General features: G+C 69.9%; 13 protein-coding genes, 1 tRNA gene and 1 pseudogene. 11 read left to right on the top strand and 4 right to left on the bottom strand.

Annotated elements, in window-relative coordinates:
- The first annotated feature begins 384 nt into the window (after positions 1-384).
- The 5 genes from ACFWYS_RS28640 to ACFWYS_RS28620 all read left to right on the top strand — a co-directional run bounded on the left by ACFWYS_RS28640 (position 385) and on the right by ACFWYS_RS28620 (position 7020).
- On the top strand, positions 385-1674 hold the full coding sequence (locus ACFWYS_RS28640; RefSeq protein WP_384774908.1) for an ABC transporter substrate-binding protein: 1290 nt from the start codon (positions 385-387) through the stop codon (positions 1672-1674).
- Positions 1674-2675, top strand: coding sequence for a carbohydrate ABC transporter permease (locus ACFWYS_RS28635; protein WP_384774905.1), 1002 nt, complete (start codon positions 1674-1676; stop codon positions 2673-2675). The genes ACFWYS_RS28640 and ACFWYS_RS28635 overlap by 1 nt, the downstream gene beginning before the upstream one ends.
- A complete protein-coding gene (locus ACFWYS_RS28630; RefSeq protein WP_384774903.1) occupies positions 2672-3559 on the top strand; it encodes a carbohydrate ABC transporter permease in 888 nt (295 codons plus the stop codon). The genes ACFWYS_RS28635 and ACFWYS_RS28630 overlap by 4 nt, the downstream gene beginning before the upstream one ends.
- Before the next feature lie 12 nt (positions 3560-3571).
- Positions 3572-4171 carry a hypothetical protein gene (locus ACFWYS_RS28625; RefSeq protein ID WP_384774899.1) on the top strand — a complete coding sequence of 200 codons (600 nt, stop codon included), beginning with the start codon at positions 3572-3574 and terminating at the stop codon, positions 4169-4171.
- Positions 4172-4284: 113 nt separating this feature from the next.
- Complete coding sequence (locus ACFWYS_RS28620; protein ID WP_384774896.1) at positions 4285-7020, top strand: Tat pathway signal sequence domain protein; 2736 nt, start codon at positions 4285-4287, stop codon at positions 7018-7020.
- A gap of 94 nt (positions 7021-7114) precedes the next feature.
- Here ACFWYS_RS28620 and ACFWYS_RS28615 read toward each other — a convergent pair whose 3' ends face one another.
- Entirely contained in the window at positions 7115-9580 is a 2466-nt protein-coding gene (locus ACFWYS_RS28615) for an SCO7613 C-terminal domain-containing membrane protein (protein WP_384774894.1), read from the bottom strand.
- Between the two features lie 101 nt (positions 9581-9681).
- On the opposite strand from ACFWYS_RS28615, the gene ACFWYS_RS28610 reads away from it, so the two are divergent.
- Both ACFWYS_RS28610 and ACFWYS_RS28605 read left to right on the top strand, forming a co-directional pair.
- Entirely contained in the window at positions 9682-10149 is a 468-nt protein-coding gene (locus ACFWYS_RS28610; RefSeq protein ID WP_384774891.1) for an SRPBCC family protein, read from the top strand.
- A 39-nt stretch (positions 10150-10188) separates the two neighbouring features.
- Positions 10189-10260: transfer RNA gene (locus ACFWYS_RS28605), tRNA-Val, on the top strand.
- 46 nt (positions 10261-10306) lie between these two features.
- On the opposite strand, the gene ACFWYS_RS28600 is transcribed toward ACFWYS_RS28605, so the two are convergent.
- Positions 10307-11032: a 3'-5' exonuclease gene (locus ACFWYS_RS28600; protein ID WP_384774889.1), complete on the bottom strand. Its 726-nt coding sequence runs from the start codon at positions 11030-11032 to the stop codon at positions 10307-10309.
- Positions 11033-11200: 168 nt separating this feature from the next.
- On the opposite strand from ACFWYS_RS28600, the gene ACFWYS_RS28595 reads away from it, so the two are divergent.
- The 3 genes and pseudogenes from ACFWYS_RS28595 (at position 11201) to thrS (ending at position 15189) form a co-directional block, all read left to right on the top strand.
- On the top strand, positions 11201-11767 hold the full coding sequence (locus tag ACFWYS_RS28595; protein ID WP_272114657.1) for a DUF4365 domain-containing protein: 567 nt from the start codon (positions 11201-11203) through the stop codon (positions 11765-11767).
- Positions 11764-12993 (top strand): annotated as a pseudogene (locus tag ACFWYS_RS28590) (hypothetical protein). Before ACFWYS_RS28595 ends, ACFWYS_RS28590 begins: the two are co-directional and overlap by 4 nt.
- Before the next feature lie 219 nt (positions 12994-13212).
- Complete coding sequence (thrS, locus tag ACFWYS_RS28585; RefSeq protein WP_384774886.1) at positions 13213-15189, top strand: threonine--tRNA ligase; 1977 nt, start codon at positions 13213-13215, stop codon at positions 15187-15189.
- Positions 15190-15226: 37 nt separating this feature from the next.
- Here the strand turns inward: thrS and ACFWYS_RS28580 are convergent, their stop codons facing one another.
- Positions 15227-15886 carry a potassium channel family protein gene (locus ACFWYS_RS28580; RefSeq protein WP_384774883.1) on the bottom strand — a complete coding sequence of 220 codons (660 nt, stop codon included), beginning with the start codon at positions 15884-15886 and terminating at the stop codon, positions 15227-15229.
- A gap of 78 nt (positions 15887-15964) precedes the next feature.
- On the opposite strand from ACFWYS_RS28580, the gene ACFWYS_RS28575 reads away from it, so the two are divergent.
- Positions 15965-16516 carry an HIT family protein gene (locus ACFWYS_RS28575; protein ID WP_384774880.1) on the top strand — a complete coding sequence of 184 codons (552 nt, stop codon included), beginning with the start codon at positions 15965-15967 and terminating at the stop codon, positions 16514-16516.
- Positions 16517-16629: 113 nt separating this feature from the next.
- On the opposite strand, the gene ACFWYS_RS28570 is transcribed toward ACFWYS_RS28575, so the two are convergent.
- Positions 16630-18291, bottom strand: coding sequence for a hypothetical protein (locus ACFWYS_RS28570; protein WP_384774877.1), 1662 nt, complete (start codon positions 18289-18291; stop codon positions 16630-16632).
- Between the last annotated feature and the right edge of the window lie 173 nt (positions 18292-18464).

The following is an 18464-nucleotide window of genomic DNA, read 5'->3' as shown; positions in this document are numbered from 1 at the left end:
TCTGTGGGCGGGGCTTTTTTTTTTGTGGGCTGTTGTCTTTCTCACACCACCTAGTTCCTTTGTTCACCACCCACCCCCCCCCCCCCGCCCCGCGGCCCCCCCTCGCCCCCCGCCGGCCGCCCCCCCCGTCGTTTCCGCGTCGACCACTTGCGCGCGCGGATGCCCCGCTCCGTTCGGTCCGCCGACCGTGCGCCCCTCACCTGCGACATCGCCCAGCCGTACCGGTCGACCGGACCTCACACGTCGTCAACTCGCCGCGCAGGCCCACAAGAAATTCCTGTCCGAATCATTGACGCACTCCGAGGCCCTCCGTAACTTGTGCCAGCAAGCGCTTACTTGAAACGATTCATGCAGGCGGCATGACGCTGCGGGGAGGGCCCGACTGTGGGAACCAACAGGAATGTCGACAGGCGCACGATCCTGAAGGCGGCCGGCGCCTCGGCGGCCACACTCGGGCTGGCCGCGACCACCGCGTGCGGGGGCGACGGAGGGGCCTCCGCCGACGGAACGGTGACGATCCGTTACGCATGGTGGGGTGCCGAGGACCGCGCCCAGCGCATCAACAAGACCATCGCGCTCTTCGAGAAGAAGTATCCGAAGATCAAGGTCAAGACGGACTTTCAGCCGTACCTCGACTTCTGGAAGAAGTTCAACACCCAGGCCTCCGGCGGGAATCCGCCGGACGTCTTCCAGAATGCGATTGGATTCCTGCGCAAATACGACGCGAGGAATGTTCTGCTCGATCTCAGCGGGCAGGTCGAGGCCGGCAACCTCTCCATGGACGGTTTCCGCGCGGGACTGGAGAAGTTCGGCGAGATCGACGGCAAGCTGCTCGGTGTCCCGGTCGGCTCCAACTCCATGTCCCTGGTCATCGACAAGCCCGTCTACACCAAGGCGGGAGTGAAGCCGGAACAGGGCTGGACCTGGGACGACTACCACGCGGCGATGCAGAAGATCCGCGACAAGGCGGGGCGGGCCGGAGACACCGGCCCGTACAACGTCATGTACCTCTACGACCTCTACCTCCGTCAGAACGGCAAGGCGTTCTTCACCGTCGACGGACTCGGCTTCACCGAGGCGGATCTGGCGGACTGGTGGACGAAGGCCGAGAAGAGCGTGGAGGAAGGTCTCTACGCCGACGTCAAGAAGGTCGCCCAGATCAAGCCCAAGTCGGCCGTCACCGGGGAACTCTCCGCCGGTGAGTTCACCTGGGACAACTTCACCATCCGCTACACCTCGGAGGGCAAGAGCGAGTACGGACTGGCCCCCATCCCGACCACGGACGGCAAGAAGACCGGCCAGTACCTCGGCTCCCTCATGCTCAGCGCCTCCAAGCGCACCCAGCACCCGAAGGAAGTCGCCCAGTTCATCGACTTCATGGTGCACGACCCCGAGGTCGCCAAGATCATGGGCTACGACCGCGGGGTGCCCGCGACGCAGGCCCAGTTCGACGCCTTCCAGCCGACGGACGAGGTCAACAAGGCGATCGCCGCCTATGAGACGTCCCTCGTCGAGGCGGGCGTCCTGGAGCCCATCACCCCGCACCCGGCGGGCGCGGACATCTGCGAGTCCGCGTTCCTGCGCATCGGTGAGGAACTGGGCCTGGGCAAGCGCTCGGTCGGCGACGCCGTCAAGCAGTTCTTCACCGAGTCGAAGACGGCTCTCGCGAGCTGATGGGAACCGCCGTGACACACGCCCCCGCGATGGAGGGCCTGACCCAGGACTCCGAGCCGCGGCACGGCCCGGTCAAGCCCGAGCGGCCCGCCGCCCTCAAGCGGCGGGTCCGTCGGGAGAACCTGGCCGGCTATCTCTTCATGTCGCCCTGGATCGCCGGGTTCCTGCTGCTCACAGCGGGCCCGATGGTCGCCTCGCTCTACTTCGCCTTCACCGACTACAACCTCTTCGACGCGCCCAAGTGGATCGGGCTCGACAACTTCTCCGAGATGTTCGGCGACCCGCGCTGGCGCCACTCGGTGCAGGTGACGCTCTGGTACGTCGTCGTCGGCACGCCGCTCAAGCTGCTCGCGGCGCTCGGCGTGGCGCTGCTGCTCGCCCAGAAGCGGCGCGGGCAGGCCTTCTACCGGGCCGCCTTCTACGCGCCGTCGCTGATCGGCGCGAGCGTCTCCATCGCGATCGTGTGGAAGGCGATCTTCTCGGACGACGCGATCGTCGACCGCACCCAGAAGATCTTCGGGATCGGCGTCGGCGGCTGGACCGGCGACCCGGACCTGATCATCTACAGCCTGGTGGCACTCACCGTCTGGCAGTTCGGTGCCCCGATGGTCATCTTCCTCGCCGGGCTCAAGCAGGTCCCCCGCGAGCTGTACGAGGCCGCCGAGGTCGACGGGGCGGGCACGTTCCGGCGGTTCTGGAACATCACGCTGCCGATGATCTCCCCCGTCCTCTTCTTCAACGTCCTGCTGGAGACCATCCACTCCTTCCAGATCTTCAGCTCGGCGTACATCGTCGGCGGCGGCGCCGGAGGCAACGCCTGCGGTCCGGCCGACGGCTCGATGGTCTACACCTGTTATCTGTACGTCCAGGGCTTCGAGAACAGCCGGATGGGCCTGGCCTCCGCCATGGCCTGGATGCTGCTCGTCGCGGTCGCCCTGGTGACGGCGGTGCTGTTCTGGTCCCAGAAGCGCTGGGTGCACTACGAGGAGGGCGCCCGATGAGCGCGACCGACATCGAGCCGGCCCCCTCCGCCCGGGCCGGGGCGCTGCGCCGCAGGCTGCCCGGATCGCTCGCCTGGCACATCGGGTCCCTGCTGATCCTCGCGGTGATCCTCTACCCGGTGATCTGGGTCCTCGGCGGCTCCTTCAAGAACAGCGAGGACATCGTCGGCAGCCTGGACCTCCTCCCGGGCGACCCGACCTTCGCCAACTACACGAGCCTCGCCGACGGCATCGCCGACATCCCCATCTCCACCTTCTTCTTCAACTCGCTCTTCCTCGCGGTCGGCTCGGTGATCGGGATCGTGGTGTCCTGCTCGCTGACGGCGTACGCCTTCGCGAGGATCAGGTTCGCTGGACGGAATCTGCTGTTCACGCTGATGATCGGCACGCTCCTGCTGCCGTACCACGTGCTGCTGATCCCGCAGTACGTGCTGTTCCGCAACATGGAGATGATCAACACCTACACCCCGCTGCTGCTGGGGAAGTACCTCGCCACGGAGGCGTTCTTCGTCTTCCTGATGGTGCAGTTCATGCGGAACCTGCCCAAGGAACTGGACGAGGCCGCGCGTCTCGACGGCTGCGGGCACCTGAGGATCTACTGGTCGATCATGCTGCCGCTGTGCCGGCCGGCCCTGATCACCAGCGCGATCTTCACCTTCATCAACTCCTGGAACGACTTCATGGGCCCGCTGATCTACCTCAACGAGCCCGACAAGTACACCGTCTCCCTCGGCCTGAAGATGTTCGTCGACCAGGAAGGGCTCGCGAACTACGGCGGCATGATCGCCATGTCACTCGTCGCCCTGCTCCCGGTCCTCGCCTTCTTCCTGGCCTTCCAGCGATATCTGATCGACGGTATGGCGACGTCCGGACTGAAGGGCTGAGGGGCGGTCACGATGGCCGAAGCGCCGATGAAGGCTCGTACGGCTCGGGGGGAGTCGGTGTTCGCCGAGCGGTTCGGTGTCTTCGCCGAGTGCCTGCTCACCGGGGTGTGGATCGGCGTGGCCTCCCTCGGCGTGGTGACCTGGCCGGCCGCCTTCGCCGCCGGGGCGCGGCATCTGCGTCGCCGTACCGCTCATGAGGGCGGTGGTCTGCGGGAGTTCGTCGCCGACTTCCGGATTGCCGTGCGGCGCGGATGGCTCGTGGGGCTCGCCGGGTGGGCCGTGGCCGCCGCGGTCCGGGTGGACGTCCAGGCCGCGCGGGCCGGGATTCCCGGTGGGCCGCTCGTCGGGGCGATCGGACTGTGCGCGCTGATCGGGGCCGTCGTGGCGCTGCTGCGGGCGGCGGCCTCCTGGACACCGGATGCCGGCTGGTGGGCGCTCGTCGCGGATGCCGGGCGGCGTACCGTGCTCGACCCCGCCGGGTCCTTCCTGATCATCGGCGGGCTGGCGGTCGTGGCCGTGTCCGCCTGGTTCGCCGCGCCGTTGGCGGTCCCCGTGCTCGGGGCCGTCGCGGCGGCGGCCGTCGCCGTCGAGGAGCGGTACCGGCACCGCTGACCGGCGGTGCTTCTTCTCCAGGTCGGCGCCCTGAGCGCCGCACCTCTGTCTGTCATGCCCCTGCCCGGTTGCAAGGAAATGCTTCCCGCACGGAGAGGAAAGGCTGGACTCCCATGTCTCCCATCCCCCGAAGGTCCCTCCTCAAGGCGGCCGCGGTCGCCGGAGCCGCAGCGCAGTTCAGCTGGGCGCTGGGGGCGAAGGACGCCTCTGCCGCGCCGAGAGCCGAGGCGGCCGACGCCGATCCCGTGACCCTCGACTGGCTGGAGGAAGGCGGTCTGGGCGCCGCGCCCGGCTCCACCGTCGGTGTCCCCTGGCCGAAGGGCGTGTACCAGGCGGACCAGAAGTTCGCGGTGACGGACGCGGGCGGCAAGGCCGTGCCCGTGCAGTCCTGGCCGATCGCCTACTGGCCGGACGGTTCCCTGAAGTGGACGGCCCACGCCGTGAGTTCGGGCGACGGCAAGCTCACCCTCGCCGCCGGCGAGACCGCCGTACCGTACAAGAAGGTCACCGTCGACCAGAGCGGCGGCACCATCGACGTCTCGACCGGCGTCATCACCGCGAAGATCGGCAAGTCGGGCGCGACCCTCGTCAAGTCGGTCATCCGTGGCTCCACGGAGATCGCCAAGAACGGGCGGCTCGTGCTGATCCGGCAGCCCGAGATCGAGGACGAGGACCAAGGCGCGGTAAAGACCGAGCGCTTCGAGGGTGCGATCTCCGAGGTCACGGTCGAACAGGAGGGACCGGTCCGCGCGGTCGTCCGCATCGACGGCAAGCACCGCAAGGGCAGCCGCAGCTGGCTGCCCTTCTCGATCCGGCTCTACTTCTACGCGGGCGCCGACTCCTTCCGCATGGTGCACACCATCACCTACGACGGCACACAGGAGCCGGGCAAGGCGAGCGGCGACTTCGTCCGGGGCATCGGCGTGCGCTTCACCGTGCCGATGCGCGACGAGTCCTACGACCGTCACATCCGCATCGGCGGCGAGGGCACCGGCCTGCTCCGCGAGGCCGTCAAGGGCATCACCGGACTGCGCCGCGACCCGGGGGCCGCCGTACAGGCGGCGCAGTTCGCGGGGGAGAAGCTGCCCGACCCGGCCACCTGGGACCAGCGGGTGACGACCCGGCTGCAGTACATCCCCGAGTGGGGCGACTACACCCTCTCCCAGCTCTCCGCCGACGGCTTCACCCTCCGGAAGCGGACCAAGAAGGGCTACGGCTGGATCGGCGCCGGCGGCGGGCGGCGGGCCTCCGGGTTCGCCTACGTCGGTGGGGTCAGCGGCGGACTGTCGCTCGGGCTGCGCGACTTCTGGGAGAAGTTCCCCGCCCAGCTCGACATCCGCGACGCCCACACCGACGCGGCCGAGGTCACCATGTGGCTCTGGTCGCCCGAGGCACAGCCCATGGACCTGCGCTTCTACCACGACGGCATGGGCCAGGACACCTACCCCGAGCAGCTCGAAGGCCTCAACATCACCTACGAGGACTACGAGCCGGAGTTCGGCACGCCTTACGGCATCGCCCGTACGTCGGAGCTGCTGTTCTGGGCCAATGAGTCGACGCCCCCAGCGGAGGCACTCGCCCGGCAGGTCGACGCCGTACGGGTGTTGCCGCAGCTCGCCGCGCCGCCCAGGCAGCTCATCAAGGCGAAGGTGTTCGGGCCGGGGCTGTACTCCGAGCCGGACCGTTCCACGCCCGCCAAGGCGAAGATCGAGGACCACCTCGACTTCCTCTTCACCTACTACAAGGAGCAGGTGGAGCAACGCCGTTGGTACGGCTTCTGGGACTACGGCGACATCATGCACAGCTACGACACCGTCCGGCACCAGTGGCGGTACGACGTCGGCGGCTACGCCTGGGACAACTCCGAGCTCTCCCCGGACCTCTGGCTGTGGTTCGCGTATCTGCGCTCCGGTCGCTCGGACATCTTCCGGTTCGCCGAGGCGATGACCCGGCACACCGGTGAGGTCGACGTCTACCACCTGGGGAAGTGGGCCGGCCTCGGCACCCGGCACGGCGTCCAGCACTACGCCGACAGCGCCAAGCAGCAGCGCATCGCCAACACCACGTACCGGCGCTACTACTACTTCCTCACGGCGGACGAGCGGGTCGGCGACCTCATGCACGCCAACGTCGACTCCGACGAGACCTTCCTCGTCCTCGACCCGATCCGCAAGATCCGCACCGAGCCGTACACGCCCGACCGGCACGCGCTGTCGATCGGCTTCGGCACGGACTGGAGCGGGCTGGTGTCGGCGTGGCTGACGGAGTGGGAGCGCAAGGGGCCGAAGTGGGAGAAGGCACGCGCGCGTGTGCTGTCCACGATGGAGACGATCGCCGCGCAGCCGAACGGGTTCGTGCAGGGGAACGGGCTCTACGACCTCGACACGGGCAAGTTCGCCATCGCCGACAAGGCGGTCGTCGGGGTCTCGCACCTGTCCGCCGTGTTCGGGCTCAACGAGCTGTGCGCCGAGCTGATCGATCTCGTCGACATGCCGAAGTTCAATGAGGCCTACTTCGACTACTGCCGCTACTTCAACGCGACGAAGGCGGAGCAGGCGGCGCGCTATGGCTCCAACTTCGGTTCCCTGCTGCTCTTCCAGGGGCACTCGCGGCTCGACGCGTACGCCGCTGTGAAGACGGGGGACGAGAAGTTGGCCAAGCGGGCTTGGGAGAAGTTCTACAACTCCGACGGGTACAAGGAGGCTGCGCCCTGGAAGACGGAGGAGTTGAGCGGGCCGGTGGTGTTGGTTCCGGGTCGTGAGGCGAGTTGGGTGTCCACCAACGACACGGCGCTGTACGGGCTGGCCGCTATCGAGAATCTGGCGCTGCTGGGGGACAAGATGCCGTGACAGGTTGTGGGGAACTGCGGGTCCGTTGTGGCTGGTCGCGCCCACGCGGCGGAGCCGCATATCGATACGGCCCCGCGCCCCTTTGGGCGGCGTTTCAGTGCATGTTGCCCAGGAAGTCCCGCATCCTTCGGGCATCCCGTAGGCGCTGTTCGTAGGTTGCTCCCAGGGCGAGCAGCAGGAGGCCGGCCAGGGCCGGAGGTACCCAGCGGGGGAGTGCGTCCGTCACCTGGGCGATGTACGGGGCGAGTTCGTGCAGGGCGTCCAGGGCGAGGACCGTGCCGCCGAGCAGCATCGGTGCCTTGAGGTGGTGACCGGCGCCCAGCAGGGTGATCGCCAGGGCGGCCATGCCCAGCAGGAGGGGGCGCGTCCAGTGCGGGTCGTTCCAGGCCGCGAGGAGGCTGGGGACGAGGGTGGCGGCCAGGCCGGGGCCGTACGCCGTCCAGGACGAGGTCTCCGGATCGCGGCGCCTGCGCAGCGCGCCGACGAGCAGGGCCGGGACGCTGACCGGCACCGTGTACGCCTCGGGCGTCCCGATGTCCCAGGCCGCCAGGCGTACCCAGGTGGCCAGCACGAACAACGCGGCGGAGGCGTAGGCGACGGGGCGGCGGTCGGGGCGGATGGCCACCCCGGCGGTGATCACGCCGCACAGGGCCAGGACCAGGGCGACCATCGGCAGGTCGGCCGAGGCCGCCGCCAGCCCGACGGCCAGGAGTGCGGCGAGCGCGCCCGCGACCTCGACCGGGATCGTCGCCCGCGCGTCATCGAGCCGTGCCGCGAGCAGGGCCGCCGCCACCGGGACCGCCAGGACCAGCAGGGCGGTGTACTGCGGTCCCCAACCGGCCGCGGCACCTGTCGCGCAGGCCAGCGCGGCGGCGTACGCGAGCGAGGCCGGGGCCGTGACCGGGGCCAGGTGCGGCTTCCAGGAGGCCGCAGCGAAGAGCGCCGTCAGGGCGGCGAGCACGGTGAGGGTGGCGGGCTCGGCGGTCAGGGAGAGGAAGGCGAGGGGGAGGGAGGTGAGGAGGGCCAGGACCGTGGCGGTCAGGCGGGCGGTGGGGAAGCCGACGGGGGCCGGTGCCTCCGTCAAGGCCGCTGCCGTTGAGGGCTCCTCCGTCTCCGGGCGCTCGGTGGGCCGTATCCACGCGGCCGCCGCGAGGGCGCCGGCCGTCGTGGTCCCGAGCGCCACCAGGCCCACGGCGTACGGGACTTCGAGCACCGCCGGAAGGACCAGTGCCGCCGCCCAGGCCAGCACCGGCACACCGGTCAGGGCCCGGGGCCGCCAGACCGTGTCCCGTGCCACGAGGAGCAGTACGGCGGCGACGACCGCGAGGACGACGGGCACCGTCTCCGCGTCCGGCGGCCAGGGCGCGTCGACCGTCACGGCCTCGCGTATGTCATCCGGCTCCCCGGACCACACCTGTTCCACCCAGGTGACCGGGCCCAGCAGGGCGACCCCCACCAGGGGCAGCGTCCACAGCAGGGCAAGCCCCTGTACGGCGGCGGAGGCCAGGGCGAGCCCGCGCCGTACCGTCTCCGGCAGCCGGTCCACCCGTACCGCCGCCAGCAGGGCGATCCCGCACACCAGATACGCCGGAACCGTCCACGCGTCCGGCAGCACGGAGCGGGCCGTGCCGCCGAGCGCGGCCACCGTGAGGAGACCGGCGGCGACGGCGAGGCCGCGCGCCTGCTTCTCGGCGACCTGCTGCCAGGCCGCCGTGACCGCGATGCCCGCGGCGAAGAGGAGGAGCGCCGCCGCACGGGCGGCGGCGCTCGGGCCGGTGGCCGTCCAGGACAGCCAGCCGGCGGCCCACACACCCCAGGCGCCCGTGCCGTACGCACCGATCATGGCGGTGATCCGTACGGTCCTGACGGGTACCCGGAGTGCCACACCCGTGTCGAACCCGGCCGTCGCGAGCAGGGCGGCCGTGATCCCGAACAGGCCCGCGTCGGCCGCCACCGCCCAGAGGACGAGCGGGAGTTGGGCGGCGACCAGCGCGGCGGGCAGGGGGAGACGCAGCTCGCGGGCGCGCGGCAGCAGACCGTACGCCGCCCACAGGGCAGCCAGCACCGCCGAGGCGGCCGCGGTGTAGCCCGTCGCGTCGACGTCGGCCAGCCGGACCTCGTGCAGCGCGTACGCGTCGAGCACGGTCAGCGCCAGACCGAGGCCCGCCACCGACTCGGCCGTCGACCGCAGCCCGCGCTTCAGCAGCGCCACCGGCGCGGCGAGCACCGCCACCGTGAGCCCGCCGAGCACCAGGGCCCGCCCGGCGATCCCCATGTGCCCCCAGCTGACCAGCGTGAACGCCATCGCGGCGATGGTCAGCAGGACACCGCCGAGCACCAGCAGGACGTTCTGGACCCGGGGCGCCGAGGCCTCGGGGCGCATCGCGGTCCCGGGGTGCGGCGGTGCGAAGGGGTTCGGGGCCGACTGGGCCGACGCCGCTTGCAGCGCGGTGACCAGCCAGGCCCGGCGATGCAGCAACTGGGCCCGGCGGGCGTCCAGTTGGCGCAGCTCCAGGTCGAGGAGCCGCAACTCCTCGGCCGGAGGGGGAAAGTACGTCATGCCTGGAGTGTGGTCCGTGTCACGTCGTACGGCATGAGTGCACGTACTCAGAACGTACTCAGATGAGGGGCAAACCCGCTGCCCCGGGGCAGACTCGGCCCATGGACTGGAGCCACTACCGCTTCCGCAGCCTGTGGGCGCTGCCCGCGCCGCCGGCCACCGTCTACGACGTGCTGCAACAGCCCGAGGACTACCCCCGCTGGTGGCCCCAGGTGCGCGAGGTGACCAAGCTCAGCGACACCACCGGCGTGATCAGGATCCGCTCCGTCCTGCCGTACGACATGGTCTTCACCGCGCGTGAGGTGCGGCGGGACCGGGAGGCCGGAGTGCTGGAGATCGCCATGACCGGGGACATCGACGGGTGGGCGCGGTGGACGGTCACCGAGCACGGCGGCGGCAGTCTCGCCCGCTATGACCAGGTGGTCGACGTGAACAAGCCGCTGCTGCGGCGTCTCGCCGTGCCGGGGCGGCCGGTCTTCCGTGCCAACCACTGGCTGATGATGCGTTCGGGACGGCGTGGGCTGGTGGCCCATCTGGCCCGCTCGGCCGGTGGCCATCAAGCGGTTTGAAGGAAACGCGCGGGGACCTGTATTGTTCGGTGCGTTCCCGGGCGATTAGCTCAGTGGGAGAGCGCTTCGTTCACACCGAAGAGGTCACTGGTTCGAACCCAGTATCGCCCACCGGGAGAAAGCCGGTCCGCCTGATGCGGACCGGCTTTTCCGCTGTTCAAGCCGCCGCCGGCAGATCCGGGCGCAGCGGCCAAGCCGGGTCCACCGCCTCCTCGCTGCCGCTGCGCGCGAACCACGCCTGCAGACCGCGTGCCTGTGCCGCGTGCCACACCGCCTGGAGCGTGTGCAGCTCGGCGGGGGACAGCCGCTCCAGTCGGGCCGCGAAACGCCGGCCCACCGCCCGGACGACCTCCAGCGAGGCCAGCGCGTCGGCCGCCGCGTCGTGCGCGCCGTCCAGCGTGACGCCGTAGTGCGCGCACAGGTCGGTCAGGGTGCGGCGGCCCTTGCGATAGCGGTCCAGATGCTTGTCCAGAACACGCGGGTCCAGCACCCGCATCGGCGTCGTCTCGAACCACTGGTCCAGCGACGATGCGCGATGACGGCGCAACTCGCGGTCCAGCAGCGTCAGATCGAACGGCGCGTTCATCACCACTATGGGCCGGTGCACCGTGGCCTGCGCCGCCAGTTCCTCGACTATCTCCTGCATCACCGGCGCCGGCCAGCGACCACTGCGCTGGAGATGTTCGTCCGTCAGTCCGTGCACCGCCGTCGCCGCCTCCGGCACCGGCACACCCGGGTTCACCAGCCACTGGGTCACCCGCGGCCGGGTGCCCGGCGCGTCCTGGACGACGACGGCCGCCGAAACGATCCGGTCGGTCTCGACGTCCACGCCTGTCGTCTCCGTGTCGAATGCCGCCAGCGGGCCTTCGTACCAGCACGCCATATCCACACAACCCCTCGTTCACCCACGGCAGCTGACGTACCGTCTTCTGCCCGTTTGGTGATACCCGGGCCGTTTGCGCCGTACGCCGGAAGGACACAACAGGAGTGCGGGTCTTTGCAGTTCAGCGGCCCGCTACGGGGATTCACTTTGCTTGGAAGGCTGTTGGTCATGGCGATAGCGCAGCCCGAGCGGGGCGGGCTGCTGCCCGAACGCACGGGCCCCCATCGCGGTTCACTCGCCACCACCGCCTGCATGGAGACACTGCAGGTGGGCTATCTGCACGCCGTCGCGGCGGCGGCGGGATGCTCGCTGTCCCAGCCGTTTCCGGACAACGGCATCGACTGGCACGTCAGCCACAGCGCGCCCGGGCACACCGTCGACGACGAGGTCACCATCAAGGTGCAGCTCAAGGCGACGTACCAGCTCCCGCCGAACCCTCCGGGCCGGTTCTTCTCCTTCACGCTCGACAACGACCACCTGGCGAAGCTCGCCCGCACCCCGGTCTCCGTGCACAAGATCCTCGTCGTGATGATCGTTCCCCGGTCGCAGGAGCAGTGGCTGCGCGCCGGCCACGACCGGCTCGACCTGCGGCACTGCTGCTACTGGGTCAACCTCGCCGGCCACGCGATCACCGGGCGGCGGCGGACCAGCGTGCGGATACCGACCTCACGCATCTTCGACGACCGGGCGCTCTGCGAGATCATGACGCGGGTCGGGACGGGAGGCAGACCATGACGCACCGCCCCCTGGAGGAACCGATACGGCCAGTGCGCCCGCACCCGGTCGACGCGTCCTGGGACCGTCCCCCCGAGCCCGGCGACGTCGACCCCGCCGTGCTCAGCGCCCTGCTGCGCCGGCACGGCTGGCAGCGACGCGGGGGAGCGGCCGGTCGCTACGGCCGCTGGACCCCGCCCGGGCCCGGCGGCAACGGCACCAGCCTGCTCGTCCCCGAGTCCCGCGCCTTTCCCGACAGCGACGACCTGCTGGGCGAGGCGCTCGTCGCCCTGTCCCGCAGCGGCATGCCCTCCGCGCGCGAGGTGCTGGTCGGGCTCGCCGTACCCAGCGACGAGGTCCGCTGGTGGCGGGACGCGCCGAGCGGGCCTGCCGGAGCCGCGCCCTGGACGGTGGAGGAGGAACTGCGCACCGCCGCCCGCCAGATGCTCCTCGCCGCAGCACTCGCCACGCGCGCGCGTGCCGGTTACTACGGCGCCCGGCACCGCCGCTCCGCCGCCGCGATGCTGGAGAGCGTCCTCGTCGGCTCCGGGGCGGGGGGCCGCCGACTGGCCGCCTTCGTGCCCGTCGGCGCGGGGCGCCCGCTCGCCGTCCGTCTCCATCAGGCCCTCTACGCCGCCCGCGAGGCCATCGACTACCAGCGGGCCACCGGCGGCATGGACGCCTTATACGGAGGCGTGGAATAGCTGGTCGGCCGTGTTGTCAAAGAGGCGCTGATCGCCCTCGTGCGGGGTACGGAGGGCGCGCGCATCGCCGTCGAGTGGGCGCCCGCCGCCGGGGTGCCCGACGACTGCGCGGCCGGTGTCGAGCCCGTCGAGTTCTCGCCGGGCGACCTGCCCGTGCTGCGCGAGGCCGGGGCCCGCTTTCTGCGCGAGGAACCGTCCGTGCCGGTCCGGATCACCGGCGCGGTCGTACGGATGCGCAGGTCGGGGGCGCGGGGGGAGGGCACCGTACGGCTGCGCGTCCTCGCCGGCGCCGAGGTGCCGTACGTCCGGCTGACCCTGGACGAGGAGGCGTACCGCATCGCCGGGCACGCCCACCTCGTCGGACTGCCGGTGCGGGTGCACGGGCGACTGGAGAGCCGGGGCGGCTTCCGCAAGGTCACCGGGGCCTCGGGCGTCGTACCGGTACAGGTGGACGAGGCCGAGCGGGACCGGCTGATGAAGTCGCTGCAGGAGGATCTGGACTTCTTCGAGGAGGCTTGCGGCGGGGAGGACGCGGGGGACTGAAGGGGGCGTGAACTGGTTGGCGCGGGTGTCGGCAGTGCCCTGAAGGGGCGCGGGGAACTGCGCGACCAGCCACGACGGCGCCGCAGACGACCGTCGACCTGTCCCGGCCCTCCCAGCGGAGCGCACCGTTTCGCGGTCGGCCGTCCGAGGTCGGTACGATCGCGTAATGCGCGCGTCCCTGGTATGGCGCCGTATTCCACCTTCAGTCAGGAGAGACCGGTGTCAGACGTCCGTGTGATCATCCAACGCGATTCCGAGCGGGAAGAACGCGTGGTGACGACGGGCACTACGGCCGCCGACCTCTTCGCCGGCGAGCGCTCGATCATCGCCGCGCGCGTGGGCGGCGAGCTCAAGGACCTGTCGTACGTGCTCGCCGACGGCGAGGAGGTCGAGGGCGTCGAGATCTCCTCGGAGGACGGCCTCAACATCCTCCGCCACTCCACGGCGCATGTGATGGCGCAGGCCGTGCAGGAGCTGTTCCCCGAGGCCAAGCTGGGCATCGGCCCGCCCGTCAAGGACGGCTTCTACTACGACTTCGACGTCGAGAAGCCGTTCACGCCCGAGGATCTCAAGGCCATCGAGAAGAAGATGCAGGAGATCCAGAAGCGCGGGCAGAAGTTCGCCCGCCGCGTCGTCACCGACGAGGCCGCCCGCGAGGAGCTCGCCGCCGAGCCCTACAAGCTGGAGCTGATCGGCATCAAGGGCTCCGCGTCCTCCGACGACGGCGCGGACGTCGAGGTCGGCGCCGGTGAGCTGACGATCTACGACAACCTCGACGCGAAGACCGGCGACCTGTGCTGGAAGGACCTCTGCCGCGGTCCCCACCTGCCGTCGACCCGCGCGATCCCGGCGTTCAAGCTGATGCGCAACGCCGCCGCCTACTGGCGCGGCAGCGAGAAGAACCCGATGCTCCAGCGCATCTACGGCACCGCCTGGCCGTCCAAGGACGAGCTGAAGGCGTACCTCGACTTCCTCGCCGAGGCCGAGAAGCGCGACCACCGCAAGCTGGGCAACGAACTCGACCTGTTCTCCATCCCGGAGCAGATCGGCTCCGGCCTCGCCGTCTTCCACCCCAAGGGCGGCATCATCCGCCGGGTCATGGAGGACTACTCGCGCCGCCGACACGAGGAGGAGGGCTACGAGTTCGTCTACACCCCGCACGCCACGAAGGGGAAGCTCTTCGAGACGTCCGGGCACCTGGACTGGTACGCCGAGGGCATGTACCCGCCCATGCAGCTCGACGAGGGCGTGGACTACTACCTCAAGCCCATGAACTGCCCGATGCACAACCTGATCTTCGACGCGCGCGGCCGCTCCTACCGCGAACTGCCGCTGCGCCTCTTCGAGTTCGGCACCGTGTACCGGTACGAGAAGTCGGGCGTCGTGCACGGCCTCACGCGTGCGCGTGGCTTCACGCAGGACGACGCGCACATCTACTGCACCCGTGAGCAGATGTCGGAGGAGCTCGACAAGACGCTCACCTTCGTCCTGGGCCTGCTGCGGGACTACGGCCTGACCGACTTCTACCTGGAGCTGTCCACCAAGGACCCGGAGAAGTTCGTCGGCTCCGACGAGGTCTGGGAGGAGGCCACGGAGACGCTGCGCCAGGTCGCCGAGAAGCAGGGCCTGCCCCTGGTGCCGGACCCGGGCGGCGCCGCCTTCTACGGCCCGAAGATCTCCGTCCAGACCAAGGACGCCATCGGCCGGACCTGGCAGATGTCGACCATCCAGCTCGACTTCAACCTGCCGGAGCGCTTCGACCTGGAGTACACCTCCGCGGACGGCTCCAAGCAGCGCCCGGTCATGATCCACCGCGCGCTGTTCGGCTCCATCGAGCGGTTCTTCGCGGTGCTCCTGGAGCACTACGCGGGCGCCTTCCCGGCGTGGCTGGCCCCGGTCCAGGCGATCGGCATCCCGATCGGCGACGGGCACGTGGACTACCTGGAGAAGTTCGCCGCGGCCGCCAAGAAGAAGGGCCTGCGCGTCGAGGTCGACTCATCCTCCGACCGGATGCAGAAGAAGATCCGCAACGCCCAGAAGCAGAAGGTGCCGTTCATGGTCATCGCGGGCGACGAGGACATGGCGAACAACGCCGTCTCCTTCCGCTACCGCGACGGCTCGCAGGAGAACGGCATCCCGTTCGACGCGGCCATTGCGAAGATCGCGCAGGTCGTCGAGGAGCGGGCGCAGGTCTGATCCGGCGCCACCTGATCGTCGAGGGCCCTCGGGGAGTTCAGCTCCCCGGGGGCCTTTCGTCGTCCCGCACGGTGAAGACCTGCAGCAGCCACGAGGCGAACGTGCCGGTCACGGCGCCCAGCAGGCCCAGCCCCACGGCCATGACCCCGACCGCCACCACCCGTCCACGCTCGGTGACGGGGGTGATGTCGCCGTAGCCGACCGTGGCGAGGGTCGAGCAGGTGAACCACACGGCGTCCCCGAAGGTCTTCATGTTCGCGCCGGGCGCCCCGCGCTCCTGCTGGTAGACGGCGAGGGCGCCGGTGAAGCCGAGCAGCAGGGTGGCCAGCCCGGCGTAGACGATCACGCGGGCGTGCAGACTGAGGCGGGGCCGCCCGTGCCGGCGCTGGACGGTCTCGTACATCTTCACGATCCGCAGGGGCCGCAGCAGCGGCAGCAGCACCACGACGGTGTCCAGCAGATGTGTCCGTACGAAGCCCAGTCGCTGCCCGCTGAGCCGCCAGCACACGGCGTAGTCGACGCCGAACAGGGCCCAGGCGGTGAACGTCAGCGCGAGGCAGAGGTCGAGTGCGGTCTCCGACAGATGACCATCGCCCAGCACGCGGACCGCGTACGAGGCGAGGAAGACGAACGACGCCACGAAGAGAGGGATCTCGGTGTGCCGCCGCCAGCGGGTCAAACGAGTGTCATCGTCCACCGATCCAGCTTGGCCCCGGCCGACCGAGTGAGAGCCCCGGCGACACGCCGCGAACGGACGAAGCCATATGCTGCACGCATGACGAGTGAGCCGGAGCAGCAGTGGGGAGTGGGGATCCAGGACGCGTTCCAGCGTCTGTGGACGCCCCATCGGATGGCATACATCCAGGGTGAGAACAAGCCGACCGGCCCCGGCGCCGACGACGGCTGCCCCTTCTGCTCGATCCCGGCCAAGTCCGACGAGGACGGCCTGGTCGTCAAGCGTGGGGAGCAGGTCTACGCGGTCCTCAACCTGTACCCCTACAACGGCGGCCACCTCATGGTGGTGCCCTACCGTCACGTCGCCGACTACACCGACCTCACCGAGCCGGAGACCATCGAGCTCGCCGCGCTGACCAAGCAGGCGATGACGGCCCTGCGCACCGCCTCCGGCGCCCATGGCTTCAACATCGGCATGAACCAGGGCACGGTCGCCGGCGCCGGTATCGCGGCCCACCTGCACCAGCACATCGTCCCGCGCTGGGGCGGCGACACGAACTTCATGCCGGTGGTGGGGCACACACGGGTGCTGCCGCAGCTGCTGGCGGACACACGCAAGATGCTGGCGGAGGCCTGGCCGACGGCGGGATGACCAGCCCGTCCGGCGTTTGAGGGCGAGGCCGTCCAGGCCGGAGGGGGGTCCGGGGGCACAGCCTCCAGGGACGGTGACCCAGACCCACCTCACCCGGCTCCACCGCCGGAGGCTCACGCGTCGTACACGTCCGCCTTCCGGGGCGACGCGTCCTGCACAGCCGTGCTCAGGAACGACGAGCGGGTACCGAACTTCTCGGTGTTCACGCCGTTCTCGTCCAGCACCTTGATCGCCGCCGCGTGCACGACCCGCAGCACCGGCGTAGCAGCCCGCAGCGCGTCGTCGGCCATGAACCGGTGCCGCCACGGCTGATCCGCCCAGGCGTGCCGGAGCCCGAACGGCTCGGGCAGCCCGATCGTCCCGCCGAGCCAGTTGAGCAGCGGCGGATACCAGGAGATCGGGGCCCGGACCGTCAGCCGCACCACCTCGTCGCTGTTGACCAGCGGGAGCTTGATCTTGCGGGTCTCCCATGGCTTCAGCGACTTGGAGACCTCCTTCGTCGGGGCCTCGGGCTTCTCCTGGAAGAGTCCGTTCACCGGGCCGAGGGCATGCCCGGTCACCTCGATGCGCAGCGTCTCGTGCAGTACGGTCACCGTGATCAGCATCGTGATGATCAACTGCCCGTCCCAGAGCGTCCACTGGACCCCCAGGTAGTGCCGGTCACCGCTGCCGAACTGCTGCTTGTTGCAGATGTCCTGTATCGCGTGCGACTTGACCTGGTACGCCTCGACGTCCGTGCCCTCCGGCCGGGAGACCGCCTTCGCGCCCTCGGCGATCGGCGTGACGACCCAGTGCCGTATCGAAGGCTTGGGGAAGCCACCGGTGTTGAGCGGACCGCGCTCCAGCATGCGCAGCTGGTCGTGGATCGAGCGGATGACGTCCCAGCTGCGGAAGGGGTGGATCTCCCGGGTGGGGTCGGCCGGTACCAGATCCTCGGCCAGCTGCCAGCTGCCCCAGCGGGTGCCCATGCCGAGTATCCCCTTGGGCCCGGCGTAGAACACGGAGTTGGACTGCTGCTCGGCGCTCAGCTTGGCCAGGGACTGGCGCAGCTGTTCCGCCTGGGTCTCGGTGGGGCTGGTCGGCACCGCCTCCGGCACCTTCGCGCCGACGCTGCTGCCGGCCAGCAGACTGTCCCACCGCCCCCGCAGGTCCTTCGCGGTGCGCTCACAGACCTGCTTGGCCCAGAACCAGCCGATCACGGGCATCACTACACAGGCCCGCGCATACCAGGCCCAGAAGCCGGTGAACGGCATCCGGATCAGGAAGACCACGGCGAGCGCGCCGGCCCCGACGAGCAGCGCGGTGGCGAGCGCGCCGACCCGCTTGTGGTCCCCCTTGGCGACGATGGTGCGCAGCTGGAAGATCAGCAGCCACACCAGCAGCCCGGGCAGGAACAGCACGCCGCAGATCACCATGATGGCGCTGAGCATCCGGTCGCGGGCCTTGCGGATGTTGTTGGCGGCCAGGGCGTGCTCGACCACGACCTGCGGCTCGGTGCCGAAGGACTGGATCAGGGGCTTGCGGCCGGGGCCGAGCATGCGGTCGACCACGGCCCGCGAGTAGGCCTCACCCAGGTTGGGCCGGAAGATCTTCGCCCACTTGCGGCCTGCCTTGACGTCGGTCTTGTGCCATTCGTTGTCGGCCTTCTTGATGTCCCCGTAGGGGTTGTCCCGATAGGCCGCCGAGGCCAGCGCGAACGTCGCCGTCTGGCCCTCGCCGGCCGTGCGAGGCACCTGCGGACCGAAGATGTCCGCGTAACCGCCCTCAACGGTCATTCCCGCCCCCGATCGCCGCACTGTCGCTTCTGCGGCCTTCCCGACTTCCGCGCTGTGCACACCTGTTGATCAAAGATCAGCGTATCCTCCGCCACCGACAACCGTGGGGGGGGGGGCGCCCACCCCCCCGCCCCCACCCCCGAAAAAAAACCCCACACCAACACCACCCACAA

This window comes from Streptomyces sp. NPDC059010 (genome assembly GCF_042740355.1).
Classification (GTDB): Bacteria; Actinomycetota; Actinomycetes; order Streptomycetales; family Streptomycetaceae; genus Streptomyces.
This window is presented reverse-complemented; position numbering and strand designations above follow the sequence as displayed.

Bases quoted from the DNA above. Each gene is read 5' to 3' on its own strand.
- ACFWYS_RS28615 (WP_384774894.1), bottom strand. From the start codon at position 9,580: ATGACGTACTTTCCCCCTCCGGCCGAGGAGTTGCGGCTCCTCGACCTG.
- ACFWYS_RS28570 (WP_384774877.1), bottom strand. From the start codon at position 18,291: ATGACCGTTGAGGGCGGTTACGCGGACATCTTCGGTCCGCAGGTGCCT.
- ACFWYS_RS28620 (WP_384774896.1), top strand. From the start codon at position 4,285: ATGTCTCCCATCCCCCGAAGGTCCCTCCTCAAGGCGGCCGCGGTCGCC.
- ACFWYS_RS28575 (WP_384774880.1), top strand. From the start codon at position 15,965: ATGACGAGTGAGCCGGAGCAGCAGTGGGGAGTGGGGATCCAGGACGCG.
- ACFWYS_RS28625 (WP_384774899.1), top strand. From the start codon at position 3,572: ATGGCCGAAGCGCCGATGAAGGCTCGTACGGCTCGGGGGGAGTCGGTG.
- ACFWYS_RS28630 (WP_384774903.1), top strand. From the start codon at position 2,672: ATGAGCGCGACCGACATCGAGCCGGCCCCCTCCGCCCGGGCCGGGGCG.
- ACFWYS_RS28635 (WP_384774905.1), top strand. From the start codon at position 1,674: ATGGGAACCGCCGTGACACACGCCCCCGCGATGGAGGGCCTGACCCAG.
- ACFWYS_RS28595 (WP_272114657.1), top strand. From the start codon at position 11,201: ATGGCGATAGCGCAGCCCGAGCGGGGCGGGCTGCTGCCCGAACGCACG.
- ACFWYS_RS28610 (WP_384774891.1), top strand. From the start codon at position 9,682: ATGGACTGGAGCCACTACCGCTTCCGCAGCCTGTGGGCGCTGCCCGCG.
- ACFWYS_RS28600 (WP_384774889.1), bottom strand. From the start codon at position 11,032: ATGGCGTGCTGGTACGAAGGCCCGCTGGCGGCATTCGACACGGAGACG.